22 protein-coding genes and 2 pseudogenes are annotated in these 22,804 nt (G+C 72.3%); 6 read left to right on the forward strand and 18 right to left on the reverse strand.

Annotation, left to right across the window (positions count from 1 at the left end; genetic code table 11):
- Positions 1-82 precede the first annotated feature (82 nt).
- Genes OTB19_RS24935 through OTB19_RS24945 form a run of 3 tightly spaced genes read right to left on the reverse strand, consistent with a single transcriptional unit; the run spans position 83 to position 2,002 of the window.
- Positions 83-871: a DUF3710 domain-containing protein gene (locus OTB19_RS24935; protein ID WP_053676263.1), complete on the reverse strand. Its 789-nt coding sequence runs from the start codon at positions 869-871 to the stop codon at positions 83-85.
- A 1-nt stretch (position 872) separates the two neighbouring features.
- Complete coding sequence (gene dut, locus OTB19_RS24940; RefSeq protein WP_267800633.1) at positions 873-1,418, reverse strand: dUTP diphosphatase; 546 nt, start codon at positions 1,416-1,418, stop codon at positions 873-875.
- Complete coding sequence (locus OTB19_RS24945; protein WP_267800634.1) at positions 1,418-2,002, reverse strand: PaaI family thioesterase; 585 nt, start codon at positions 2,000-2,002, stop codon at positions 1,418-1,420. The genes dut and OTB19_RS24945 overlap by 1 nt, the downstream gene beginning before the upstream one ends.
- A 58-nt stretch (positions 2,003-2,060) precedes the next feature.
- Between OTB19_RS24945 and OTB19_RS24950 the strand changes: the two genes are divergently transcribed.
- Positions 2,061-2,540 (forward strand): DUF3093 domain-containing protein, encoded by a 480-nt coding sequence (locus tag OTB19_RS24950; protein ID WP_267800635.1) that lies wholly within the window; start codon positions 2,061-2,063, stop codon positions 2,538-2,540.
- A 37-nt stretch (positions 2,541-2,577) separates the two neighbouring features.
- Here the strand turns inward: OTB19_RS24950 and OTB19_RS24955 are convergent.
- The 4 genes and pseudogenes from OTB19_RS24955 to OTB19_RS24970 all read right to left on the reverse strand — a co-directional run bounded on the left by OTB19_RS24955 (position 2,578) and on the right by OTB19_RS24970 (position 6,092).
- Positions 2,578-3,493 (reverse strand): annotated as a pseudogene (locus tag OTB19_RS24955) (hypothetical protein).
- A gap of 12 nt (positions 3,494-3,505) precedes the next feature.
- Positions 3,506-3,802: a DUF4193 domain-containing protein gene (locus OTB19_RS24960; protein ID WP_053676268.1), complete on the reverse strand. Its 297-nt coding sequence runs from the start codon at positions 3,800-3,802 to the stop codon at positions 3,506-3,508.
- A gap of 383 nt (positions 3,803-4,185) precedes the next feature.
- Positions 4,186-5,433: a sensor histidine kinase gene (locus OTB19_RS24965; protein ID WP_267800636.1), complete on the reverse strand. Its 1,248-nt coding sequence runs from the start codon at positions 5,431-5,433 to the stop codon at positions 4,186-4,188.
- A gap of 5 nt (positions 5,434-5,438) precedes the next feature.
- Positions 5,439-6,092: a response regulator transcription factor gene (locus OTB19_RS24970; RefSeq protein ID WP_030008767.1), complete on the reverse strand. Its 654-nt coding sequence runs from the start codon at positions 6,090-6,092 to the stop codon at positions 5,439-5,441.
- Positions 6,093-6,342: 250 nt separating this feature from the next.
- Between OTB19_RS24970 and OTB19_RS24975 the strand changes: the two genes are divergently transcribed.
- Positions 6,343-6,528: a hypothetical protein gene (locus OTB19_RS24975; RefSeq protein ID WP_053676270.1), complete on the forward strand. Its 186-nt coding sequence runs from the start codon at positions 6,343-6,345 to the stop codon at positions 6,526-6,528.
- A 93-nt stretch (positions 6,529-6,621) separates the two neighbouring features.
- Here the strand turns inward: OTB19_RS24975 and OTB19_RS24980 are convergent, their stop codons facing one another.
- Positions 6,622-7,425, reverse strand: a complete 804-nt coding sequence (locus OTB19_RS24980; RefSeq protein WP_267800637.1) for an inositol monophosphatase family protein — start codon at positions 7,423-7,425, stop codon at positions 6,622-6,624.
- A 24-nt stretch (positions 7,426-7,449) separates the two neighbouring features.
- Complete coding sequence (locus OTB19_RS24985; RefSeq protein WP_267800638.1) at positions 7,450-8,610, reverse strand: ferrochelatase; 1,161 nt, start codon at positions 8,608-8,610, stop codon at positions 7,450-7,452.
- Between the two features lie 169 nt (positions 8,611-8,779).
- On the opposite strand from OTB19_RS24985, the gene OTB19_RS24990 reads away from it, so the two are divergent.
- Positions 8,780-10,051, forward strand: a complete 1,272-nt coding sequence (locus OTB19_RS24990; RefSeq protein ID WP_267800639.1) for an MFS transporter — start codon at positions 8,780-8,782, stop codon at positions 10,049-10,051.
- Positions 9,984-11,330 carry a D-arabinono-1,4-lactone oxidase gene (locus tag OTB19_RS24995; RefSeq protein WP_267800640.1) on the forward strand — a complete coding sequence of 449 codons (1,347 nt, stop codon included), beginning with the start codon at positions 9,984-9,986 and terminating at the stop codon, positions 11,328-11,330. The genes OTB19_RS24990 and OTB19_RS24995 overlap by 68 nt, the downstream gene beginning before the upstream one ends.
- 7 nt (positions 11,331-11,337) lie before the next feature.
- Here OTB19_RS24995 and OTB19_RS25000 read toward each other — a convergent pair whose 3' ends face one another.
- Positions 11,338-12,195, reverse strand: coding sequence for a hypothetical protein (locus OTB19_RS25000; protein WP_267800641.1), 858 nt, complete (start codon positions 12,193-12,195; stop codon positions 11,338-11,340).
- Positions 12,196-12,733: 538 nt separating this feature from the next.
- On the opposite strand from OTB19_RS25000, the gene sepH reads away from it, so the two are divergent.
- Positions 12,734-13,741 (forward strand): septation protein SepH, encoded by a 1,008-nt coding sequence (sepH, locus tag OTB19_RS25005; RefSeq protein ID WP_267800642.1) that lies wholly within the window; start codon positions 12,734-12,736, stop codon positions 13,739-13,741.
- A gap of 95 nt (positions 13,742-13,836) precedes the next feature.
- Here sepH and OTB19_RS25010 read toward each other — a convergent pair whose 3' ends face one another.
- Positions 13,837-14,679 (reverse strand): sulfurtransferase, encoded by an 843-nt coding sequence (locus OTB19_RS25010; RefSeq protein ID WP_267800643.1) that lies wholly within the window; start codon positions 14,677-14,679, stop codon positions 13,837-13,839.
- Positions 14,680-14,868: 189 nt separating this feature from the next.
- Between OTB19_RS25010 and OTB19_RS25015 the strand changes: the two genes are divergently transcribed.
- The gene (locus OTB19_RS25015; RefSeq protein ID WP_267800644.1) at positions 14,869-15,654 is read left to right on the forward strand and encodes a VOC family protein; all 786 of its coding nucleotides are present in this window, start codon (positions 14,869-14,871) and stop codon (positions 15,652-15,654) included.
- 48 nt (positions 15,655-15,702) lie between these two features.
- Here OTB19_RS25015 and OTB19_RS25020 read toward each other — a convergent pair.
- From OTB19_RS25020 to OTB19_RS25050, 7 genes and pseudogenes are all read right to left on the reverse strand, one after another.
- Positions 15,703-16,141, reverse strand: a pseudogene (locus tag OTB19_RS25020) (thymidine kinase); the annotation flags it as partial.
- A 298-nt stretch (positions 16,142-16,439) separates the two neighbouring features.
- Positions 16,440-16,721 carry a hypothetical protein gene (locus OTB19_RS25025; protein WP_267800645.1) on the reverse strand — a complete coding sequence of 94 codons (282 nt, stop codon included), beginning with the start codon at positions 16,719-16,721 and terminating at the stop codon, positions 16,440-16,442.
- Positions 16,718-17,071, reverse strand: a complete 354-nt coding sequence (locus OTB19_RS25030; protein ID WP_267800647.1) for a hypothetical protein — start codon at positions 17,069-17,071, stop codon at positions 16,718-16,720. The genes OTB19_RS25025 and OTB19_RS25030 overlap by 4 nt, the downstream gene beginning before the upstream one ends.
- Before the next feature lie 12 nt (positions 17,072-17,083).
- Positions 17,084-17,734: a thymidine kinase gene (locus OTB19_RS25035; protein ID WP_267800649.1), complete on the reverse strand. Its 651-nt coding sequence runs from the start codon at positions 17,732-17,734 to the stop codon at positions 17,084-17,086.
- A gap of 59 nt (positions 17,735-17,793) precedes the next feature.
- A complete protein-coding gene (locus tag OTB19_RS25040) occupies positions 17,794-18,996 on the reverse strand; it encodes an alkaline phosphatase family protein (RefSeq protein WP_267800651.1) in 1,203 nt (400 codons plus the stop codon).
- A complete protein-coding gene (locus OTB19_RS25045; protein ID WP_267800652.1) occupies positions 18,996-19,592 on the reverse strand; it encodes a DUF5998 family protein in 597 nt (198 codons plus the stop codon). The genes OTB19_RS25040 and OTB19_RS25045 overlap by 1 nt, the downstream gene beginning before the upstream one ends.
- A gap of 165 nt (positions 19,593-19,757) precedes the next feature.
- Positions 19,758-22,640 carry a bifunctional GNAT family N-acetyltransferase/acetate--CoA ligase family protein gene (locus OTB19_RS25050; RefSeq protein WP_267800654.1) on the reverse strand — a complete coding sequence of 961 codons (2,883 nt, stop codon included), beginning with the start codon at positions 22,638-22,640 and terminating at the stop codon, positions 19,758-19,760.
- Positions 22,641-22,804 lie beyond the last annotated feature (164 nt).

Consider the following 22,804-nt stretch of genomic DNA (forward strand, 5'->3'; position numbering starts at 1 on the left):
CGCAGGAACCCGCAGCGCCAGCAGCGGCGGCGCCCCCCCCCGGGGGTGCGGCCCACCGACCGGGACCGATCGTCGAGCGAGGTCAGCGGACCTCGGTGATCTCCGGACCGCGTTCCAGCTGGCCCATGCCGCCGCCGAAGCGGGAGCCCTCGGGCTCCTCGGTGGTCTGCACGCCGTCCGGCACCATCTGGGCGTCGTTCGGCAGCTTCAGGACGATGGGGTCACGGGGAGCCATCGGGCCGTCGCCGCGGAGGACGACGGTGTCCCGGAAGATCTGCTCCAGCACGCCGGCCGAATCCGGGCGCACCGCGCCCTGGCCGGAGATGACACCGCGCAGGAACCAGCGGGGGCCGTCGACGCCGACGAACCGCACCAGCTGGGCGCCGGTCTGGCCGTCGGGCAGCGGTACGGGGACCTGGGCGCGCAGCTCCCAGCCCAGGGGGCCCTGGACCTCGTCGATGATGCCGCCCTGTTGGGTGATGCCCGTGGCGATCTCGTCGCGGACCTCGCCCCAGATGCCTTCCTTCTTGGGCGCCGCGAAGGCCTGCAGCTGCACGGCGCTGTCGCCGAGGACCACGGTCGCGGCCACGATCGCGTCACCGGCGACCTCGACGCGCAGCTCCATGCCCTCGACACCGGGTACGAGGATGCCCCCGAGGTCGACACGGCCGTCCTCCGGATTGCCGATCACCTCGGAAACGTCCCAGGGGCCGTCCGGCCTGGGGGCCGGCGGCAGGTTCATCCGACGCGGCTTGGCGTCGTCGTCGAGCGCCTCGGCGTCGTCCCGCTCATCGGCGCGTGCGCCGTCGACGACCTGCTCGGCCGCGCCGCCGTCCCTGACGGAGTCGTTCTTCTTGCGACGTCCGAACACGTCACTGTCCTTCCCGGTCGGTTACGACCGAAGCGTAGCCATTCCCACCCTGCTGACCAGCCTCGGATCCGGCCACGGCCGCATGACCGCCGGTGGAGCCGAAACCCCCCTCGGCCCGGGCCGAGCCGGGAAGTTCCGCCACCTCGTGGAAGCGCACCTTCTCGACCCGCTGGACAACCAGCTGGGCAATGCGGTCGAAACGCTCGAACCTGACGCTCTCGCGCGGGTCGAGATTGACCACGATCACCTTGATTTCCCCACGGTACCCGGCATCCACCGTCCCCGGGGCATTCACCAGCGCGAGGCCGCAACGGGCGGCCAGGCCCGAGCGCGGGTGCACGAAGGCGGCGTACCCGTCGGGCAGCGCGATGGACACACCGGTGGGCAGCACGATCCGCTCGCCGGGCGCGAGCTCCGCGGCCTCGGTGGTGACCAGGTCGCATCCCGCGTCACCGGGGTGACCGTAGGCCGGCAGGGGCACCTCGGGGTCGACGCGGCGGATCAACACGTCGACTCCACGGCGGGAGTCGTGGTTGTTCTGAGACATCAGGGGTTCACCTCGAAGGCGCGTGCGCGCCTGACCTGGTCCGGGTCGGCCATCGCCGCCCGGATCTCCTCGGGCCGTCCGTTGTCGATGAAGTGGTCGACCTTCACCTCGATGAAGAGGGCGTCGGCGCGTACGGCGACCGGTCCCTCGGGTCCGCCTATTCGGCCGACCGCGGAGCAGTAGATCTTCCGCCCGGCCACGGCGGTCACCTCCGCCTCCAGGTACAGCACGGTGTCCACGGGCACGGGCCGCACGTAGTCCGTCTCCTGCCGGCCGGTCACCGCTATGACGCGCAGCAGCCAGTTCAGGGAGCCGAGCGTCTCGTCGAGCGCGGTGGCGAGGACGCCTCCGTGGGCGAGACCGGGGGCGCCCTGGTGGGCCTGCTTGACGGTGAACTCGGCGGTGACGCGCACACCCTCGCCCGCCCGTGCCTCCAGGTGGAGCCCGTGGGGCTGTCCCTCGCCGCAGCCGAAACAGTGCTCGTAGTGCGCGCCGAGGAGTTCGCCGGGGCCCGGGGCGTCGGGGTGCCTGACCGGCGCCGTGGCATCGGCCGGCGGCGTCAAGGCCGTGTTTCGTCCACTCACAGCCGCTGACCTTACCCGCGCGGCGGTTCGACGGTCGCCTCGTGGCAGGCTTGGACCCATGCAGCCCTCCCCCGCGCACCACGACGAACGCCTGACCGCTCCCCGCGCCTGGTGGGGCATCGCCGTGCTCCTCGGCGTCGCGTGCGCGCTGATGCTGCTGCCGCTGGGCACGCTGCCGATGTTGCTGGGTCTCGTCGGGGGCAGCGCGCTGGCGGGGATGGTGGTGAGTTCGTACGGTTCCGCGCGCGTGCGCGTGGTGAACGGCGCGCTGGCGGTGGGTGACGCGCGGATCCCGGTGACGGCCCTGGGCGAGCCCGAGATCCTGGAGGCCGAGGAGGCGCGCGCCTGGCGCACGTACAAGGCCGACACCCGCGCCTTCATGCTGATGCGCAGCTACGTGCCGACGGCCGTCCGTGTGGAGATCACCGATCCGGCCGACCCGACTCCCTACGTGTACGTCTCCACCCGTGAGCCGCAGGCCCTGGTCGCGGCCCTTCGCGCGGCGAAGAACAGCCCGGCCGCGCCGGCGGCCGGCTGAGTCCGGGAGGTCCGGGGCGGCGCCCCGGGGGCGGTCGTCAGCCTCGCCCTTGCGCGTCGGGGCCCTCGATGACCCTCCGGATGGCCTCGGGAAGGGGCTGGGTGGGCCGCTCAAGGGGCGGCAGCTGCGGGAGGGCCCCAGGCCACGGCGCGGGTCCGCAGGTCCGCACGCACCTTCTCGGCGAGTTTCCGGGTGTCGCGGCGGTTCATGACCGCGCCGACCGCGGCGCCCACCATGAACGGCATCAGGTTGGGCAGGTTGCGGAACATCCGCTTCATGATCTGTTGGCGCAGTTCGCGCTTCATCTGACCGCCGAGCGCCGCGTTCAGCGTCGTCGGCTTGGTCAGGTCGACTCCGCGTTCCTCCGTCCAGGACGTCAGGTACGCGAAGCTGCGTTCCCCGAGGTTGCCCGGCGCCCGGAGCCCGTAGACCTCGTGGAGTTCGGCGAGGAGCTTCAGCTCGATCAGCGCGACCCCGGTGATCTCCGCGGCCATTTCGGCCGGCATCGCGGGCGGCACCGGCAGCATCGCCGCCGCGCCGATGCCCGCGCCGACGGCGGACGTGGCGTTGGCGGCGCCGGTGATCAGTTTGTCGGCGAGCCGATCGGGGTCGAGGTCCGGGAACTGCGCGCGCAGGGTCGCGAGGTCCCGAACCGGAACGCGCGGTGCGTTCTCGATGATTCGGTCGGTGATGTACAGGGCGGCGGCCTTCGCACCTTCGCCGCCCTTGCGCACACCGTTCTTGACGGCTTGCACCCGACGAGCCCCGAACCACTGCCGGGACTCCTCGTCGGCCGCTGTGGCCGACGGCACCGCCGCGGCGGTGTCGGAGGGCACGGCGGGTACGCCGGGGGCTCCAGGGCCCGTTGCCGGGTCCGTGGCTCCCACCTGCGTCTCCGCCGGATCACCAGACTTTCGGAAGCGTCGCTTCCGAAATGGCGTCGAGCCTGTCACGGCCGACGCCTCTCAGTCGCAGTCGCGACAGATCGGCTGACCGTTCTTCTCACGTGCCAGCTGGCTGCGGTGGTGCACCAGGAAGCAGCTCATGCAGGTGAACTCGTCGGCCTGCTTGGGCAGGACCCGTACGGCCAGCTCCTCATTGGAGAGGTCCGCACCGGGAAGCTCCATGCCTTCGGCCGCGTCGAAGTCGTCCACATCGACGTTCGACGACGACTTCTCGTTGCGCCGGGCCTTCAGCTCTTCGATGCTGTCGTTGTCAACGTCGTCGTCGGTCTTGCGTGGGGTGTCGTAGTCCGTTGCCATTGTTCGCTCTCCCCCTCTGGGATTTAGCGGTGTCTCAGCGCACGTAACGCGCGAGAGGCCGGACTTGTGCCCGACCTGAGGCGGAGATTTTGCCTCACATCAAGGTCTGTTACTCAATCGACACCCAGCCGCACGCCCGAAGGCGCATTTGGCTGGGATGACGACCGGGACCGTACACGGTCCGGGGGCCGTCTTGCACAAACGCCACCCCGGGTATTTCCCGCCATCATGGGGGCCGGAAACCCGGACTTCCCGGGCTTTCCGGCCTTCCCCGGGTCACCGAACGCACATGACCCGACACTCGACAATGTGATCGATCACACAGGCTCCCTCGCCTTCACCCTCGGCTCGTTCAGCCAACAGCGAACACGCGGGACCCCAGGTCACAGGGGCAACGTGACACGCATCACGAGGCCACCGCCCTCGCGGGGCGTCGCCTGGATGCGGCCGCCGTGTGCGCGGGCCACGGAGCGCGCGATCGAGAGACCGAGCCCCACACCCTTGTCACTGCCCGTTCGTTCGGTACGCAGCCGCCTGAAGGGCTCGAAGAGGTTCTCCACCTCGTACGCGGGAACAACGGGACCCGTGTTCGATACGAGCAGCACCGCGTGACCGTGCTGAACCTCGGTGGCGACCTCCACCCAGCCGCCCTCGGCGACGTTGTACCGGACGCCGTTCTGCACCAGGTTGAGGGCGATCCGCTCCAGCAGCACGCCGTTGCCCTGGACGACCGCCAAGGCGCGTTCACCGCGGATCTCCACGCCCTTGGCACCGGCCTCGCCGCGGGCCTGTTCGATGGCCCGCGAGGCGACCTCGGCGAGGTCCACGGGCTTGCGTTCGATTATCTGGTTGTCGCTCCTGGCCAGCAGGAGCAGACCCTCGACGAGCTGTTCGCTGCGCTCGTTGGTGGCGAGCAGCGTCTTGCCGAGTTGCTGGAGCTCCACCGGGGCCCCCGGGTCGGAGAGGTGCACCTCCAGGAGCGTCCTGTTGATCGCGAGCGGCGTCCGCAGCTCGTGCGAGGCGTTGGCCACGAACCGCTGCTGGGCCGTGAAGGCCCGCTCCAGCCGGTCGAGCATCTCGTCGAAGGTGTCGGCCAGCTCCTTGAGCTCGTCGTCCGGCCCGTCCAGCTCGATCCGCCGGGTCAGGTCGGAGCCGACCACCCGACGGGCGGTACGGGTGATCTTGCCGAGCGGCGAGAGCACCCGGCCGGCCATCGCGTAGCCGAAGGCGAAGGCGATGATGCTGAGGCCCAGCAGGGCCATCAGCGACCGGCTGAGCAGGTCGTCCAGGGCGTGCCTGCGCTGTTCCAGGACGCACGCGTTGATGGCGGCGTTGAACTGGTCGAGCGGCTGGCCCTTGCCGGCCACCCCGGGGCAGGTGTTGCTGATGACCGTGACGTCGGTCCCGTCCACGATCTTGAAGGGCGTGCCGTTGCCCTCCCGCAGCGCCTGCGCCGCCAGCAGGTAGATGATCGACAGCAGCAGGATGCCCGCGATCAGGAACATCCCGCCGTACAGCAGGGTGAGCCGTATCCGGATCGTCGGCCGCAGCCAAGGGAAGGGACCCTCGGGCTGCCCGGGGTCCCAGGTGGGTTTCGGTGGCGCCGCAGGCGGCGCCGGTGTCGCTGGCATCCCCGTCAGATCCGGTATCCGGAGCCCGGCACGGTGACGATCACGGGCGGCTCGCCGAGCTTGCGCCGCAGGGTCATGACGGTCACCCGGACCACGTTGGTGAAGGGGTCGGTGTTCTCGTCCCAGGCCTTCTCCAGCAGCTGCTCGGCGGAGACCACCGTGCCCTCGCTGCGCATGAGGACCTCCAGCACCGCGAACTCCTTCGGCGCCAGCTGCACCTCCTTGCCCTCGCGGAAGACCTCGCGGCGGTTCGGGTCCAGCTTGATGCCGGCCCGCTCCAGCACGGGCGGCAGGGCCACGGTCGTACGCCGCCCCAGGGCCCGCACGCGCGCGGTCAGCTCGGTGAAGGCGAAGGGCTTGGGCAGGTAGTCGTCCGCCCCGAGCTCCAACCCCTCGACCCGGTCGCTCACGTCGCCGGAGGCGGTGAGCATCAGCACGCGGGTGGGCATGCCGAGCTCGACGATCTTGCGGCAGACGTCGTCGCCGTGCACGAGGGGGAGGTCCCGGTCGAGCACGACCACGTCATAGTCGTTCACTCCGACGCGCTCAAGGGCCGCGGCGCCGTCGTACACGACGTCCACGGCCATGGCCTCCCGGCGCAGGCCGGTGGCCACCGCATCGGCGAGCAGCTGCTCGTCCTCGACGACGAGTACGCGCACGTCGTTTCCTTCCTTCGAGCCCAGAAGGGCACACGTGTATTGCGTCGCCCATCCTGCCCGTTTCGGCGGTAAACCGGCTGTAAGGCGCCGCTCGGCCGCCCTTCCCCCGGGTGGAAGTGAGGATTCCCCGGCCTCGCGAGGTTTCTGAGCCCGGGGCTCCGGGGAGGACGACTGCACACCCCGACCACTCCTGACGGCGGACTGCCACGTGCTCACCCGTCGCTACCCATGAAGAGGGGGCGCACCCACCATGGACGCATTCACCGCAGGCCTTCTGCAGCGCATCGAGGCCACCCAGTCCGACCTCAGCAAGGCCCGTGAGACGGGCGACGACCACCTCGCGGATGTGGAACAGGCGGAGTTGGAGGACCTCCAGCGCCTGGCCGCCGAACACGGCGTACCCGTGGAACACGGCGTATCCGTCACGGCCGCCTGATCCCACCCCGCCCCGGACCCCGACCCCGGCCGCCCACTCGGCGCCCGGGGTCTTTCCGTGGGCCCACCCGTCGGGCCGGGCCTCCGAGGGACGTCAGTCGCGCCAGGCCTCCGCCTCGTCCAGCAGCGGTTGGAGCGAGGCGAACACGGCCGGCGTGGCCGCCAGCGCCAGTTCCCCCGAGGCGGGCCGCCCCGGCCGGCCGCCGGTCAGCGCCCCCGCCTCGCGCGCGATCAGCTCGCCCGCCGCCAGGTCCCAGGGGTTCAGCCCCCGCTCCCAGTACCCGTCCAGCCGCCCGGCGGCCACGTCGCACAGGTCCACGGCCGCCGAGCCGCCCCGCCGGATGTCCCGCACCAGCGGAATGATCCGCCGGGCCACCTCGGCCTGGTGCGCCCGCCGCGTCTGCACGTACGCGAATCCGGTCGCGACCAGCGCCTGGTCCAGCGGCGCCGCCGGCCGGCAACCGAGGCGGACGTCGCCCAGCCACGCCCCGCCGCCGAGCACCGCGTGGTACGTCTCCCCGCGCATCGGGGCCGCGACGACCCCGACCACGGTTTCGCCCCGGTACTCGGCGGCGACGGACACGGACCAGCTCGGCAGCCCGTACAGGTAGTTCACGGTGCCGTCGAGGGGGTCCACGACCCAGCGCACGCCGCTGGTCCCGGGGGTGTCCGCGCCCTCCTCGCCGAGCAGTCCGTCCTCGGGACGCCGCCGTCCGAGGATCTCGGTGATCAGCTTCTCCGCCGCGATGTCCATCTCGGTCACCACGTCGATCGGGCTGGACTTGGTCGCGGCCACCGCGAGGTCCGCCGGTCGCCCGTCGCGCAGCAGTTCACCCGCCCGGCGGGCCGCCTCCAGACCCACGTCGAGCAGCTCGGCCTTCAGTTCCGCGGAAATCATGGTGGTGCCACTCCCTGGGGTAGGTCAGGCGTACGGACTGTCCGCTCCCGCGGCGGCCGGCCGCGGGGCGCGCGCCGGGCAGCAGCCCACCGCGCACAGATCGTGACTCGGGCCGAGCAGCCCCAGCGCGCACCGTTCGACCGGCTCGCCGCGCTCGGCCGCCGCCCGCTCCAGCAGCAGGTCGCGGACCGCCGCCGCGAACCGCGGGTCGGCGCCGACCGTCGCCGAGCGGGCGATCGGCAGGCCCAGTTCGGCGGCCTTGGCCGTGGCCTCCGTGTCGAGGTCGTAGAGGACCTCCATGTGGTCCGAGACGAAGCCGATCGGCACCATCACGACCGCCGGGGTGTCCTGCGCGCGCAGGGCCTCCAGGTGGTCGCAGATGTCCGGCTCCAGCCACGGGATGTGCGGGGCGCCGCTGCGCGACTGGTAGACGAGGTCCCAGGGCAGTTCGGTGCCCGTCTCGGCGCGGACCGCTTCCGCGATCACGGTGGCCACGTCCAGGTGCTGGCGGACGTACGCACCGCCCTCGCCGTGCCCCTCCAGCGGGCCGGAGGTGTCCGCCGAGGCGGTCGGGATCGAGTGCGTGGTGAACACCAGGCGCGCCCCCGCCCGCACGTCCTGCGGCAGCCCGGCCAGGGAGGCGAGCACGCCGTCGATCATCGGCCGCACGAACCCGGAGTGGTTGAAGTAGTGCCGCAGCTTGTCCACGCGCGGCAGCTCCTCCACCCCCTCCTCGGCCAACCGCGCCAGGGCGTCGGCGAGGTTCTCGCGATACTGCCGGCAGCCCGAGTACGAGGCGTACGCGCTGGTCGCGAGCACCGCGATCCGGCGGCGCCCGTCGGCGGCCATCTCGCGCAGCACGTCGGTGAGGTACGGGGCCCAGTTGCGGTTGCCCCAGTAGACCGGCAGGTCCAGCCCGTGTTCCGCGAAGTCCTTGCGCAGCGCGTCCAGCAGCTCGCGGTTCTGCCCGTTGATGGGGCTGACCCCGCCGAAGCCGAAGTAGTGCCGCCCCACCTCCTTGAGCCGCTCGCGCGGGATGCCGCGCCCCCGCGTCACGTTCTCCAGGAAGGGGACGACGTCGTCGGGGCCCTCGGGACCGCCGAAGGAGAGCAGCAGGAGGGCGTCGTACGGGGCGACGAGGTCCTCGGCCGCTCGGGGGGCGCAGGCACGGAGCTGGTCAGACATGCTCGAATCCTGCCACCCGCCGGCTCGGGGCGGGAAACGGACCCGGCGCGCCCGGGGCCGGGGTTCGAAGATAAGGTCACCCTCACTTCTGTCTGGTTTTTCCCCATGCGGGCTCCTTGTCGGCGACCGTAATCTGTGGGGGCCACAGACGTCCCTTACGGAGCGCAACGTGCCCAGTCCCTACCGCGCGATCTTCGCGGCCCCCGGCACCAAGGGGTTCACGGCCGCCGGCCTCATCGGTCGGATGCCGCTGTCCATGGTCGGCATCGGCGTGCTGACGATGATCACCGAGCTCGGCGGCAGCTACGCCCTCGCGGGCGCGATCACCGCGACCATCGCGCTCTCCGCCGCCGCCGTCGGCCCCCAGGTGTCCCGGCTGGTGGACCAGTACGGGCAACGGCGGGTGCTGCGCCCCGCGACGCTCGTCGCGGCGGCGGCCGTGACGGGCCTGCTGCTCTCGGCGGCGACCGACTGGCCCCGGTGGACCCTCTTCGTCTTCGCCGTCGTCGCGGGCTGCGTGCCCAGCGTCGGCTCGATGGTGCGCGCGCGATGGACGACCCTCTTCCGGGACACCCCGCAACTGCACACCGCCTACTCGTTCGAGTCGATCCTCGACGAGCTGTGCTTCATCGTCGGTCCGCCGCTCGCCGCGACCCTGTCCGCGAGCTGGTTCCCGGAGGCCGGCCCGGTGGTCGCGCTCGTCTGCCTGCTGACGGGTGTGTGGTGGCTGACCGCGCTCACCGCCACCGAGCCGAAGCCCCACCCCCGTCACCCGCACACGGACCGGTCCTCGGCGCTGCGCTCCCCCGGCCTCCAGGTCCTGGTCGCCACCTTCGCGGCCACCGGCGCGATCTTCGGGTCCGTGGACGTCTCGACGTTGGCCTTCGCCGAGGAGCAGGGCAACAAGGCCCTCGGCGGGGTGTTCCTGGCGATCTGGGCCTTCGGATCCTGCCTCGCGGGCATCGTCTTCGGCCTGCTGCACTTCAAGGGCAGGGCCGAACCTCGCTGGATGCTGGGCATCAGTGCGATGGCCGTGAGTATGATCCCCCTCCTACTGGCCGGGAACCTTCCGTTTCTGGCCGTGGCGCTCTTCGTCTCGGGCCTCGCCATCGCTCCCACGATGATCACCACGATGGCCCTGATCGAGGCGCACGTACCTCACGCGAAGCTGACCGAGGGCATGACCTGGATCAGCACCGGCCTCGCGGTCGGCATCGCGCTCGGGTCCTCCGTGGCCGGCTGGGTCGTCGACGCGGCCGGCGCGCGGACCGGGTACGTCGTCTCGCTCTCGGCGGGGGTGACCGCGGCCGCGGTGGCGTTCGCGGGATTCCGCCGGCTGACGAGGCCGGCGCAAGGGGAGGAGCCAGGCACCGATGGGGACGGCGACAGCAGGGCAGAGCGGGTACACCGGGGCGGCGAGGACGCCGGCCACATGGCGTAACTGGGCGGGCAACGTCAGTGCCGCGCCCGCCCGCGTGGTGACCCCGACCTCGGTCGGGGAGCTTCAGGAGGCGGTCCGTCGGGCCGCCGAGGACGGGTTGAAGGTGAAGGCGGTCGGCACCGGCCACTCCTTCACGGCGGCCGCCGCCACCGACGGCGTGCTGATCCGGCCGCAGGCCCTGACCGGCATCCGGGCGGTGGACCGGACGGCCGGCACCGTCACGGTGGCGGCGGGGACGGTCCTCAAGGACCTCAACCAGGCCCTGGCCAAGGAGGGCCTGTCGCTCACGAACATGGGCGACATCATGGAGCAGACGGTCTCCGGCGCCACCAGCACCGGCACCCACGGCACCGGCCGCGACTCGGCCTCCCTCTCCGCGCAGATCCGCGGGTTGGAGCTGGTCACGGCCGACGGCCGACTGCTGACGTGCTCCGAGAAGGAGAACCCGGAGGTCTTCGCCGCGGCCCGCCTCGGCATCGGCGCGCTCGGCATCCTCACCTCGATCACCCTCGCCGTGGAGCCGCTCTTCTTCCTGACCGCCCGCGAGGAGCCGATGCCCTTCGACCGGGTGACGGCCGAGTTCGACGAGCACTTCGCGGAGAACGAGCACTTCGAGTTCTACTGGTTCCCGCACACGGGGAACTGCAACACCAAGCGGAACAACCGCAGCCAGGGCCCGGCCGCCCCGCCCGGGGCGGTGGGCGCCTGGGTGGAGGACGAACTGTTGTCCAACGGCGTCTTCCAGGCCGTCAACTCGCTGGGGCGCGCCGTCCCGGCGGCCGTCCCGGGCATCGCCCGCATCGCCAGCCGCGCGCTGTCGGCCCGCACCTACACGGACATCCCGTACAAGGTGTTCACCAGCCCGCGCCGGGTCCGGTTCGTGGAGATGGAGTACGCGCTCCCGCGGGAGCGCGTCGTCGGGGCGCTGCGCGAGCTGAAGGCGATGGTCGACGGATCCGACCTGCGCGTCAGCTTCCCGGTGGAGGTCCGGACGGCGCCGGCCGACGACGTCACCCTGTCCACGGCGTCGGGCCGGGAGACGGCCTACATCGCGGTCCACATGTACAAGGGCACCCCGTACGAGGCCTACTTCACGGCGGCGGAGCGCATCTTCACCGCGCACGGCGGACGGCCGCACTGGGGCAAGGTGCACACGCGGGACGCGGAGTACCTCGCCGGGGTGTATCCGCGCTTCACCGAGTTCACCGGGCTCCGGGACCGGTTGGACCCGGACCGAGTGTTCGGCAACGACTACCTGCGGCGCGTGCTCGGGAGCTGACCCCGGTTCAGGAGGGGTTCGGCGCGGGTCCGGTACCGGTGCCCGTCCCGCCGGAACCGGAGCCCGAACCGGACCCCGAACCACCGGTCGACTTCCCCGGAGTCGGGGTCGGGGTGGGAGCGGGCGTCGTGCCCGGGTCGGGCTTCGGCGGTGTCGGGGCCGGGGTCGACTCCCCGGAGCGGGAGGGCGTCGGGTCGGGTCCCGGGCTCTCGCCGCCCGGGGAGGCCGAGGGGTCCGGGGAGCTCTTCCCGGTTCCCGGGCTCTCGCCGCCCTTGCCGTCCCGCTCGCCCTTGCCGCCGCCTTCACCGTCGGTGCCCCGACCGGGGTCCTCCCGCGGGGTGCTCGGCTTGTGGTCGGCGGCCTTGCGGGTGCCCCCGGACAGGATGGTGGCGCCTCCGTTGCTGACCGAGGTGCCGGCGATCGCCTCGTAGGTGCCGAGTCCGCCGAGCGCGATGACGAAGGCGGCCCCGGAGGCGACGGCCGTGCGCTTCCAGCCCCGTACGCGGGTGCCGTGCACGGTCGCGTCGCCGAACTCCTCGGAGGGCAGGGCCGCGCCCGGCAGCAGCGAGCCGTCCGCCGCCTGGTCCTTGTGCACCACGGGCACCTGACGGGCCTTGGGGCGGGCGGTCTCGCGCAGCTGGTCGCCGGTACGTCGGAACAGGTGCTGGACGAGGGGTCCGCCCGCGGTGGCGACCACGCTCACCACGCCGGCTCCGAGGATCGTGCCGTACACCCCCATCTGCGAGGCGAGCAGAGCCGCCGCGACGGTGGCGGTGGAGGTACCCGCGATCTGCGCCACGCTCAGATCGATCTTCTTCTTCTCCGGTTCCGCGTCCACCGTGTCCCGCGTCGTCTTCTGACCCATCGCCATCCCCTGCGTGCCCTGCCTCTCGCGCTTCTCCTCTTCCAGCAGTTACTGACACCTGAGCGAAACAGAAAGTTCCGTTTCGGGGGATTCTGTGAAGCAGGACACCCCGAAACCGACCGGGGCGCAGGTCCGGCCGGATACCGACCGCATTCAGGGCAGCTCAACTCCCGCCGCCCGAGACAAGTTCGGCGGCGCGGCGGTCCACCTGGGTGGCCCGAATGGAGTACTGTGGCGAGCCCTGGGGCCGTCCTTCCTTTCGGATGTCCGGACTCGGGAGAGGGGGCCGGACGATGGAGAAACGGCACTCGAGACCGGCGATGCCGCGGTGTTGCACGGGTTCCTGCTGCGCACAGTAATCGCTTGGTCACTGTGCGTACCCAACAGGTAACCGTGCCATAACGGCGATCAAGGGCGCATGCCCGACACGCCGGTTTAACTCGGCAAGGTTGTGGCAGGCTGCACCCGGGCAGGCCACACTCGACTAGCGGAAGCAGCGACGCACGTGACGTCGGCAGGCACCACCCGGGAGGTCCCCATGCCCGAACTGCGTGTCGTGGCCGTCTCCAATGACGGCACACGACTGGTGCTCAAGGCTGCGGACAGCATGGAGTACACGCTTCCGATCGATGAGCGTCTCCGGGCTGCCGTGCGCAACGATCGTGCGCGCCTGAACCAGATCGAGATCGAGGTGGAGAGCCACCTCCGCCCTCGCGACATCCAGGCCCGCATACGAGCCGGCGCCTCCGCGGAGGAGGTCGCTCAACTCGCGGGCATCCCCGTCGACCGGGTACGCCGGTTCGAGGGTCCCGTGCTCGCGGAGCGCGCGTTCATGGCGGAACGCGCCCGCAAGACTCCCGTGCGCCGCCCCGGCGAGAACACCGGTCCCCAGCTCGGCGAGGCCGTGCAGGAACGGCTGACACTGCGCGGGGCCGACAAGGAGTCCGTGCAATGGGACTCCTGGCGCCGCGACGACGGCACCTGGGAAGTCCTGCTGGTCTACCGGGTCGCGAGCGAACCGCACTCGGCGAGCTGGACGTACGACCCGCCCCGCCGGCTGGTCGTGGCCGTGGACGACGAGGCCCGCTCCCTGATCGGCGAATCGGACGACCTGCCCGCGACGCCCGAGCCGAGCTTCCCGTTCGTGCCGAGGATCGCGCGCCTGCCTCGCGACCGGCCGCTCGACCGCGCCCTGGACCGTCAGATCGAACGGCCCGCCCCGCCCCCGGAACCGGAGGAGGAGCGGGACACCCTGACCAGCCTGCTGGAAGCCGTCCCGAGCTTCCGCGGCGACATGGTGGTACCGGAACGCGTCGACCTGCCGGCCGAGGAGCCGGAGGTGGAGGAGGCTCCGGCCGCCTCCGCGGGAGCCGGCAGCGCGTACGCGGACGTCCTGATGCCGCGCACCGTGGCGGGTCACCGCGACCGGCTGACCGGCACCACCGACCGGCAGGCCGAGGCGGACGGCGTCCGCCCGGGCCGGCGCGCCGCGGTGCCGAGCTGGGACGAGATCGTCTTCGGCACCCGGCGCAAGAAGCAGGAGTAGCGGGACAGGAGTGGCGTCAGGGGCGGGAACGCCCGCACCTGACGGTCGGGAGCGCGGTGAACGCGGCGCTCCCGACCTCCGTGTTTCCGTCCCCGTTACGGCGTCGGGCCCGTGGCGACCGGGCGGGCCGGGTCCGAGGACCAGTCCGACCAGCTGCCCGCGTACAGCGCGGACGGGATGCCCGCGACGTCCAGGGCCAGCACCTCGTGCGCGCCGGAGACCCCCGACCCGCAGTAGACGCCGACCGGGGCCTGCCCCGCCGCCCCGAGCGCCTCGAACCGTGCGCGCAGCGTCGCCGCGGGCAGGAACCGCCCGTCCGCTTCCACGTTCTCCGAGGTCGGTGCGGACACCGCGCCCGGCACGTGGCCGCCGACCCGGTCGATCGGCTCGACCTCGCCGCGGTACCGCTCCCCCGCCCTGGCGTCCAGGAGGACACCCGAACGGGCCAGCGCGGCCGCCCCGTCCGCGTCGAGGACCTCCAGCGCACCCGGGTTTGGCTTGAAATCACCCTCAGTGGAGGTGGATGTGTCGGCCGTCACCGCACCACCGGTTGCCGTCCAGGCCGCGAGGCCCCCGTCCAGGACCCGAACATCCGTGTGCCCCGTCCAGCGCAGCAGCCACCACGCCCGGGCGGCGGCCCAGCCCTGTCCGCCGTCGTACACGACCACCGGGGCGCCGGCGCGGACCCCGGCCCGGCGCATCACCGCGCCGAACGCCTCCGGGTCCGGCAGGGGATGGCGCCCACCAAGTCCCGTCGCGCTCACGGGACCTGCCAGTTCGTGGTCCAGGTCCACGTACACGGCGCCCGGCAGGTGCCCGGCCTCGTACGCGGGCCGCTGGTCGGGGCCACCCAGTTGCCAGCGGACGTCCAAGAGCGCCGGTGGCGCGTTTCCGGTCAGTTCGCTCATCAGTTCGGAAGCCGAGAGGATCGCAGTCATGGGGCACATCTTCCTCCCCATCCCGGCACGCCGTGTAACAAGCCGGACATCAACGCGCCGCGACGGGCCGCACTGATTCGGTCATCTCTACTCCGCTCCCGGGAAACGCGGCCCGGTCGAGGCGCGCCGAACCCCTCGAAGTGGAAGCATCACTTCGAGGACAGGCCCACGACTGAGGAGACGGCTGACATGACCGAGGCAGCGAAGGCAACCAGGCGTCAGCCCGGTACACCGTGCTGGGTGAGCCTGATGGTGCACGGCCTCGGCCCCACCGAGGAGTTCTACGCCGACCTCTTCGGATGGGAGTACCAACCGGGCCCGGAGCAGTTGGGCCCCTATGTCAGAGCCTCGCTCGACGGCCAAGAGGTGGCCGGCGTCGGCGAGATGCCCCCGGACCGGGACCTGCCGGTCGCCTGGACCACGTACCTCGCCACCGACGACGCCGATGCCACGGCCGAGGTGATCCGCGCCTGCGGGGGCACGGTCGCGGTGGGCCCGCTGGACGCCGGCATCGCGGGCCGGGTGGCGATCTGCTCGGACCCGCTCGGCGCCATCTTCGGCATCTGGCAGGCGGGCAGCCATCTGGGCACCGCGCTGCACGGTGCCCCCGGCACCCCGGTGTGGAACGAGTTGGTCACGCAGGACACCACGGCGGTCGGCAAGTTCTACGAGCACGTCTTCGGTCACGAGGCCCGCCAACACCCGGACGCGACGGACGACTTCGACTATCTGACCCTGCGCCTGGACGGCCGCCCGGTCGCCGCCGTGCACGGGGTGGGCCGCTCGCTGCCGCACGACCGGGGTCCGCACTGGATGACGTACTTCGAGGTCGAGGACACCGACGCGGCCGCGGCCCGGGTGATCGGCCTCGGCGGCCGCGTCGTCCAACCGCCCCGCGAGGGATTCAACGGCCGACTGGCCACGGTCGCGGACCCGGAGGGGGCGATCTTCACCCTGGTCCACTCCCGGAACTGACCCCTCGTCGCGCCCGCGGCGGCGTGCGCGACGCGCGTCACGCGCCGGTCAGGCGTGGTTGACGGGGAGGACGTCCGGGGAAAGGGCGCCGGCGTGGGCCGCGGCGGAGGTCATGTGGCGGCGGTGGTGGCGGCGGCACAGGACCTCGTAGCCGATCTCCTCGGCCGGCCGGTTCACGTCGCCGACCACGACCTGTTCGCCCTCCACGACCATGACGCCCCCCCACCGTGCGGGCGTTGTGGGTGGCGCGGGCGCCGCACCAGCACAGGGCCTCGACCTGGAGCTGTTCGATCCGGTCGGCCAGCTCGATGAGGCGCTGCGAGCCGGGGACGAGCTTGGTGCGGAAGTCGGTGGTGATGCCGAAGGCGAAGACGTCCATGTCGAGGTCGTCCACGATGCGCGCGAGCTGGTCGATCTGCTCGGGGGCCAGGAACTGGGCCTCGTCCACGATCACGTAGTCCGCCCGGCCACCCTGGGACACAGCCCCCGGGCGGAGCGGTTGTGCCCGATCTGGAGCGCCAGGGTCTTCTTACTGGGGCATCCGCCATGTCAGCTGAGCCGGGACCGCTCCCCGCAGCCCTTCGGCACCGTCCGACTCTCGGGCGCGAGAGTACGAGGGCCGCGCGCCCACACCGAGCCCGCCCAGGAGTGTCGCCTGGGACGGGTGGGTTACATCTGCTGGAGTCTGTCATTGGCATCGCCGGGGCTCCACGGTGTCATCGTCGCTTCGGACGGCCCCGAGGGCCGCGAGGGCGTCGAGCAACAGCCGCACGTCACGGTCGTTGCTACCGCGCCAGCCCCCGCAGCCGCTCGGGCGGCACATCGTCGAGGATGTAGGGAGCGGTCACCGCCTGCCACACCGCGCTGCGCAGCGCGTCGCCGGCGACCGGGCCGCGAGCCGCGTACAGCCGATGCAGCAGCGTCCGCAGGCCGGCGGCGTACTCCTGCGAGAAGACCGACTCAAGCCACCCCGAGACCAGTACGGCACTCCCGATGCGCGGTACCGCTTCGAAGAGGGCGTTCCACAGGCCGTCGGTCCGGTCGAGCAGCCGGGCGTTCCTCTTCACCTCGCCGGACCGCCGCCCGGCTGCTGGATGCGGCGCACACCCGCCGCGCCGAGCGCCACGGGCACGCCGAACGCGACCGGTTGCGAGCCCGCGCCACGCGCCTGACCGCACTCGCCGCCGAGGCGGACGTCATCTGGAACCAGGCCGAAGCACACAGCGCCTCCAAGAAGACCAGTGCCTACGACGCGGCTGTCGCCCTCCTTCGTGACCTGCGCGATGCCTGCGCTCACGCCGGACAGGGTGTCGATTTCCAGCAGCGTCTGGGGCTCCTGCGCGACACCTACCGGAGCCGGCCCGGCCTCATCCACCGTCTCGACAGCCACGGTCTCCGGTAACTCGGCCGCCGGCATGGAAGAAAAGGGTCAGGCGTGGTTGACGGGGAGGACGTCCGGGGAGAGGGCGCCGGCGTGGGCTGCAGCGCTCGTCATCCGCTTGCGGTGGTGGCGGCGGCAGAGGACCTCGTAGCCGATCTCCTCCGCCGGGCGGTTCACGTCACCGACCACGACCTGCGCGCCCTCCACCACCATCTCGCCGCCCACCGTACGGGCGTTGTGCGTGGCGCGGGCCCCGCACCAGCACAGGGCCTCGACCTGGAGCTGTTCGAGGCGGTCCGCCAGCTCGATCAGGCGCTGCGAGCCCGGGAAGAGCTTGGTGCGGAAGTCCGTCGTGATGCCGAAGGCGAAGACGTCCATGTCCAGGTCGTCCACGATGCGCGCAAGCTGGTCAATCTGCTCCGGGGCCAGGAACTGGGCCTCGTCCACGATCACGTAGTCCGCTCTGCCGCCCTTCGAGAGCTGGGAGACCAGGTACGCGTACAAGTCCATGCCCTCCGGCGCCTCGATCGCCTCCGTCACCAGACCCAGCCGGGACGACAGCTTGCCCTCGCCCGCGCGGTCGTCACGCGTGAAGATCACGCCCTGAAGCCCCCGCGCGTCGCGGTTATGGGCAATCTGGAGCGCCAAAGTGCTCTTTCCGCAGTCCATCGTTCCGGAGAAGAACACCAGCTCGGGCATGGGAAGTACGGGACCTTTCGGGTCGGGGCAGCAGGGTGGGCGGCCGTGGGGTGCGTGGGTCAGGTGCGGATTTCGAGGAGCGGGACCAGTTGCTCGGCCGCGGTCATGGAGCCGTGCATGCCGACGAGCGCCGACTCGTTGGGCTCGTTGCGGGACGCGGTGATCGCGACGTCGGCGTGGGCGGCGGCGACGACGTCGCCGATCCGGCCGAGCACACGGTCGTCGCACTCCCCCGGGGCGCCGAACCAGCCGAGTTGCAGGGCCTCTTCGCGGCTCGCGATCCAGAAGCGGTCCCCGAGCACCTCGCGCCACACGGTGAGCACGTCGGCCTCGGCTCCCGGCACCGCGTAGACGTGTCGGGCCCGCCCTTCGCCGCCCAGCAGGGCCACGCCCGCGCCCAGTTCCCAGTCCTCGTCGAAGTCGATCCGCGCGTCCTCGTCGAAGGGGACGTCGACCATGCCGTGGTCGGCGGTCACGTACAGGGCGGTGCGGGGCGGCAGTTGCTCCGCCAGTCGTTGCACCAGCCGGTCGACGTGCATGAGTTGACCGCGCCAGACGTCGGAGTCGACTCCGTGCCGGTGACCGGCTCCGTCGAGTTCGCTGTAGTACGTGTACACGAGCGAGCGTTCGCCGGCGGCCAGTTGGATGGCCGCCAGGTCCATCCGCTCCTCGCCGGTCATCCGGCCGTGGAAGGTGCCGCCGCTCAGTGCGATCTTGGTGAGCGGGGTGGTCTGGAAACCCGGTGCGGACACCTGCGCGGTGTGCACGCCGGCGGCGTCCGCGAGCTGGAAGACGGTGGGGTACGGCTGCCAGGTCTTCGGCTGGGTCCACGGCTGCCAGCGGAGCTGGTTCATCAGCTCGCCGGAGGCCGGGTTGCGCACCGCGTAGCCGGGCAGGCCGTGCCGGGCGGGCGGCAGGCCCGTGCCGACGGACGCCAGCGAGGTGGCGGTGGTCGCCGGGAAGCCCGAGGTGATCGGGAGTCCGGTGCCGCCGCGCGAGCCGGCGAGCAGGGAGGCCAGGAACGGGGCCTCCTGCGGGTGGGCCTTGATCTGCTCCCAGCCCATGCCGTCGACCAGGAAGACGCAGTTCCGGTCGGCCGGGGTCAGTTCGGCGATCCCGGCGGCGAGGCCGGGGACGCCCTGTCCGGCCGCGAGGGTCGGCAGCAGGTCGGCGAGGGAGCCTGTGCCGTAGTGCGGGACGGGGGCGCCGGCGAGGTCCAGCAGCTCGGGCTCGTCCCAGTTCGCGGGTGCGGAGGAGAACATCAGCGGCCGGCGGCGGGCGAGACCGCGGTGGCCTCGGACAGGGCCTGGGCGAAGACCAGGGTCTGACGGACCGTCTCCGGGCCGTCGCCGGCCTCGCTGACCCGCAGGCTGAGGTCGTCGGCGGTGGAGTTGCCGGTGTAGCCGTGGTCGGAGTCGCAGTTCGGGTCGCCGCAGGCGGCGGGCTCCAGGTCGATGCGCGAGACGGCGCCCCAGCCGATGGTCAGCACGACCTCGCGCGGCAGGGTGCCGGCGGTGTACGACTCGGGGTTGGCGACGACGCGGCTGAGCACCACCGAGGAGATGCTGCCGAGCTTGACCGACTCGGTGGACGTCGTCGCGTACGGGGACGGCGACCCGGCGTCGGCGGCCTGCTCGTCGGTGTGGCTCACGATGAAGCGGTTGCCGGTGAGGACCAGGACCGTGACGTGCCGGCGCACCTCGTTGGAGTCGAAGGTCGTCTCCTGGTGGACCAGGTACGACGAGATCGGCTCGCCGCCCACCGCGGCCTCCACGGCCTCGGCCACGAGGGTCGGGTAGTAGCCGCTGCGCTCGATCGCCGCGCGCAGCCCCTGGGTCGTCGTACCGGATTTCGCCATGAGGTCCATCCTAAGGCCCGTCCGGGGCAGCCGGACCGCGCCGGACCGGTCCTAGGTCCTGTCGTCGAAGTCTCGCCTGGCCCGCGGCGCCCGGTACCGCACCTCGTCGCGTTGTCGGGGCACCGGACACCGCGGGCCCTACCGGCGCCACTTCGACGACAGGACCTAGTAGCTGGGGAGGGTGCGCGGTCCGAGGTCGGTGCGGACGGGCGGGCGGGCCACGCGGACGGTGGCGCTCAGCACGGAGAGTCCCTCCGTGGCGACGACGACGGGTTCCAGGGACACCCCGATCACCTCGGGGTGGTCGTGGACCAGTCGGGACAGGCGCAGGAGCAGCTCCTCCAGGGCGGGGGTGTCCACGGGGTCGCTGCCGCGCCAGCCGAAGAGGAGGGGTGCGGCGCGGATGGACCGGATCAGGGCCGCCGCGTCCCGGTCGGTGGCCGGGACCAGCCGGTGGGCGGTGTCGCCGAGCAGCTCGGAGGGGACGCCGGCGAGGCCGAAGGAGAGGACGGCGCCGGCGGCGGGGTCGATGACGGAGCGCACGACGGTGTCGACGCCGCGGGGCACCATCGCCTGGACGACCGGGAGCAGCTCGGCCGGCTTGCCGAGGGCATCGGCGAGTTCGTCGTAGGCGCGCCGCAGCTCCGTCTCGGTGGTCAGGCCCAGGCGTACGCCTCCCAGGTCGGCGCGGTGGCGCAGGTGCGGGGCGGTGGTCTTCAGGGCCACCGGGTAGCCGAGCGCGCGGGCGGCCCGTACGGCGGCGTCGGCGTCGGGCGCGGGCAGGGTGGGGAGCACCCGGATCCCGTAGCGGGAGAGGAGCGCGCGTGCGTCGGCTTCGTCGAGGGTGATCGGGGAGTCCGCGGCGCCGGCGAGGAGGGCGGCGAGCTGTGTGGCTGTTCCGGCCTCGTCGATGTCCTCGTACTCGGGCACCTGGCCGGCGTCGGCGAGGGACCGCCGCCACTGTGCGTACCGCACGGCTTCGGCGACGGCGCGGACGGCCCGCTCGGCGGCGGGGTAGGCCGGGATCCGTCCCTCGCCGGCGGTGCCGGGTCGGGTGGCGGTGTCGGCCGCCGGCGGGGTGTCGGCCGCCGGCGGGGTGTCGGCCGGCCGCGGGGTGCCCGGCGGCGGGGTCTGCGCGACCGGGGCGCCGGGGACCGGGGTGGTCGGGGCCGCCGGGGCGGTCGGCGTGATCGCGGTCGCGGGGCGGGGCGCGACGGTGCCGGCGGCCGTCGAGAGGGCCTCGGCCAGCGCGCCCAGCTCGACGTGCACCACCGCGACCGGCTTGCCGGGGTGCTCGGCGACGGCGTCGCGCAGTGCGCCCGCCAGGTCGTCGGCCGGGGCGTTCTCCCCCACCCACGGGATCGCCGTCACGACGACCGCGTCGCAGTCCGGCGAGGCCAGGGCGTCGGCCAGGGCGGTGCGGAAGTCCTGCGGCGTGGCGGCGGTGGTCAGGTCCAGCGGCGGCAGGGGTCGCAGCCCCCGGGTCAGGCACGCGTCGTAGGTGAGCACGCCCAACGATTCGGAGTTCCCGAGGATCGCCACCCTCGGGCCGGCGGGCAGCGGCTGCCCGGCCAGCAGCAACCCGACGTCGACCAGTTCCGTGACCGTGTCGACCCGGATGACACCCGCCTGCCTGAGCAGTTCCGAGACGGTGGATTCGGGCAGCCGGGTCCCGGGGACCACGTGTCCTGCCGGGGTGTGCCGGCCGCCCCGTGCCACGACCACGGGCTTGACGGCGGCGGTGCGCCGGGCGAGGCGGGTGAACTTGCGGGGGTTGCCCAGGGTCTCCAGGTACATCAGGGCCACGTCGGTGGAGTCGTCGTCGTACCAGTACTGGAGGATGTCGTTGCCGGAGACGTCGGCCCTGTTGCCGGCCGAGACGAACGAGGACAGTCCCTCGCCGCGCCGCAGCAGTCCCGAGAGCAGGGCGATGCCGATCGCGCCGGACTGGGTGAACAGGCCGATCCGGCCGCGCGCGGACGCCGGGGTGGGGGCCAGTGAGGCGTTCAGCTCCACGTCCGGAGCGGTGTTGATGACCCCGAACGCGTTCGGGCCGATCAGTCGCATCCCGTACGAGCGGACCTGGCGGACCAGCTCGCGCTGCCGTTGCAGCCCGGCCGGGCCGCTCTCCCCGTACCCGGCGGACAGCACCACCAGGCCCTGCACGCCGTGCTCTCCGCACGCGCGGACCGCGTCCGGGACCCGGTCCGCCGGGACGGCGACGACCGCGAGGTCGACCGGGGCTCCGATGTCGGCGACGGTGCGGTAGGCGCGGACACCGTCCAGCAGGTCGGCGGAGGCCGCCTCGTTGACCGCGTACAGGTGTCCGTGGAAGCCGGTGTCCCGCAGGTTGCGCAGCGCCGCGGCGCCCGCCCCGCCGCCGGACCGGCTGACGCCGATGACCGCCACGGAGCCGGGGTCCAGGAGTCGCTGGACGGAGCGGGCTTCGGCGCGCTGTTCGCGGGCGCGCTGCACGGCGAGGGACTCGGCGGTGGGTTCGAGGTCGAGGGTGAGGCGGACGGCGCCGTCCTCGAAGCTGCGCTTCTGCTGGTACCCGACGTCCGTGAACACTTTGATCATCTTGCTGTTCGCGGGCAACACCTCGGCGGCGAACCGGCGGATGCCGCGCTCCCGGGCCACCGCGCCGATGTGTTCGAGGAGGGCGGAGGCGACGCCGCGGCCCTGGTGCGCGTCCTGGACGAGGAAGGCGACCTCGGCCTCGTCGGCCGGTGCGGAGGCGGGCCGGCCTTCGGGGCCGATGCGGTCGAAGCGGACGGTCGCGATGAACTCGCCGCCGATGGTCGCCGCGAGGCCGACGCGGTCCACGTAGTCGTGGTGGGTGAAGCGGTGGACGTCGCGGTCGGACAGTCGGGGGTACGGGGCGAAGAACCGGTAGTACTTCGACTCGTCGGAGACCTGTTCGTAGAAGCTGACCAGGCGTCCCGCGTCCTCGGTGGTGATGGGCCGGATCCGGGCGGTGCCGCCGTCGCGCAGCACGACGTCCGCTTCCCAGTGGGCCGGGTACGAGGGGTCCGACTCGGTGGTCATGGCCACACCCTAAGGGGCGGGCCAACCGAACGGTGCGCGCGCGGCGCGTACGGCACACGGGGGCAAATCAGTGCAAGCTGGGGACGGTCCAACGGCGGTGGATCCGGGCCGAAGGTCGGTTCGAGCATTCCGGGTGCCGTGAGAGACTGGTCTAGACAACCGCT

Source organism: Streptomyces sp. H27-H5, from assembly GCF_026627505.1.
In the GTDB taxonomy this organism is placed as follows: Bacteria; Actinomycetota; Actinomycetes; order Streptomycetales; family Streptomycetaceae; genus Streptomyces.

Bases quoted from the DNA above. Each gene is read 5' to 3' on its own strand.
- dut (WP_267800633.1), bottom strand. From the start codon at position 1,418: ATGTCTCAGAACAACCACGACTCCCGCCGTGGAGTCGACGTGTTGATC.
- OTB19_RS24950 (WP_267800635.1), top strand. From the start codon at position 2,061: ATGCAGCCCTCCCCCGCGCACCACGACGAACGCCTGACCGCTCCCCGC.
- OTB19_RS24960 (WP_053676268.1), bottom strand. From the start codon at position 3,802: ATGGCAACGGACTACGACACCCCACGCAAGACCGACGACGACGTTGAC.
- OTB19_RS24965 (WP_267800636.1), bottom strand. From the start codon at position 5,433: ATGCCAGCGACACCGGCGCCGCCTGCGGCGCCACCGAAACCCACCTGG.
- OTB19_RS24975 (WP_053676270.1), top strand. From the start codon at position 6,343: ATGGACGCATTCACCGCAGGCCTTCTGCAGCGCATCGAGGCCACCCAG.
- OTB19_RS24980 (WP_267800637.1), bottom strand. From the start codon at position 7,425: ATGATTTCCGCGGAACTGAAGGCCGAGCTGCTCGACGTGGGTCTGGAG.
- OTB19_RS24985 (WP_267800638.1), bottom strand. From the start codon at position 8,610: ATGTCTGACCAGCTCCGTGCCTGCGCCCCCCGAGCGGCCGAGGACCTC.
- OTB19_RS24995 (WP_267800640.1), top strand. From the start codon at position 9,984: ATGGGGACGGCGACAGCAGGGCAGAGCGGGTACACCGGGGCGGCGAGG.
- OTB19_RS25000 (WP_267800641.1), bottom strand. From the start codon at position 12,195: ATGGGTCAGAAGACGACGCGGGACACGGTGGACGCGGAACCGGAGAAG.
- sepH (WP_267800642.1), top strand. From the start codon at position 12,734: ATGCCCGAACTGCGTGTCGTGGCCGTCTCCAATGACGGCACACGACTG.
- OTB19_RS25010 (WP_267800643.1), bottom strand. From the start codon at position 14,679: ATGACTGCGATCCTCTCGGCTTCCGAACTGATGAGCGAACTGACCGGA.
- OTB19_RS25015 (WP_267800644.1), top strand. From the start codon at position 14,869: ATGACCGAGGCAGCGAAGGCAACCAGGCGTCAGCCCGGTACACCGTGC.
- OTB19_RS25030 (WP_267800647.1), bottom strand. From the start codon at position 17,071: ATGCCGGCGGCCGAGTTACCGGAGACCGTGGCTGTCGAGACGGTGGAT.
- OTB19_RS25035 (WP_267800649.1), bottom strand. From the start codon at position 17,734: ATGCCCGAGCTGGTGTTCTTCTCCGGAACGATGGACTGCGGAAAGAGC.
- OTB19_RS25040 (WP_267800651.1), bottom strand. From the start codon at position 18,996: ATGTTCTCCTCCGCACCCGCGAACTGGGACGAGCCCGAGCTGCTGGAC.
- OTB19_RS25045 (WP_267800652.1), bottom strand. From the start codon at position 19,592: ATGGCGAAATCCGGTACGACGACCCAGGGGCTGCGCGCGGCGATCGAG.
- OTB19_RS25050 (WP_267800654.1), bottom strand. From the start codon at position 22,640: ATGACCACCGAGTCGGACCCCTCGTACCCGGCCCACTGGGAAGCGGAC.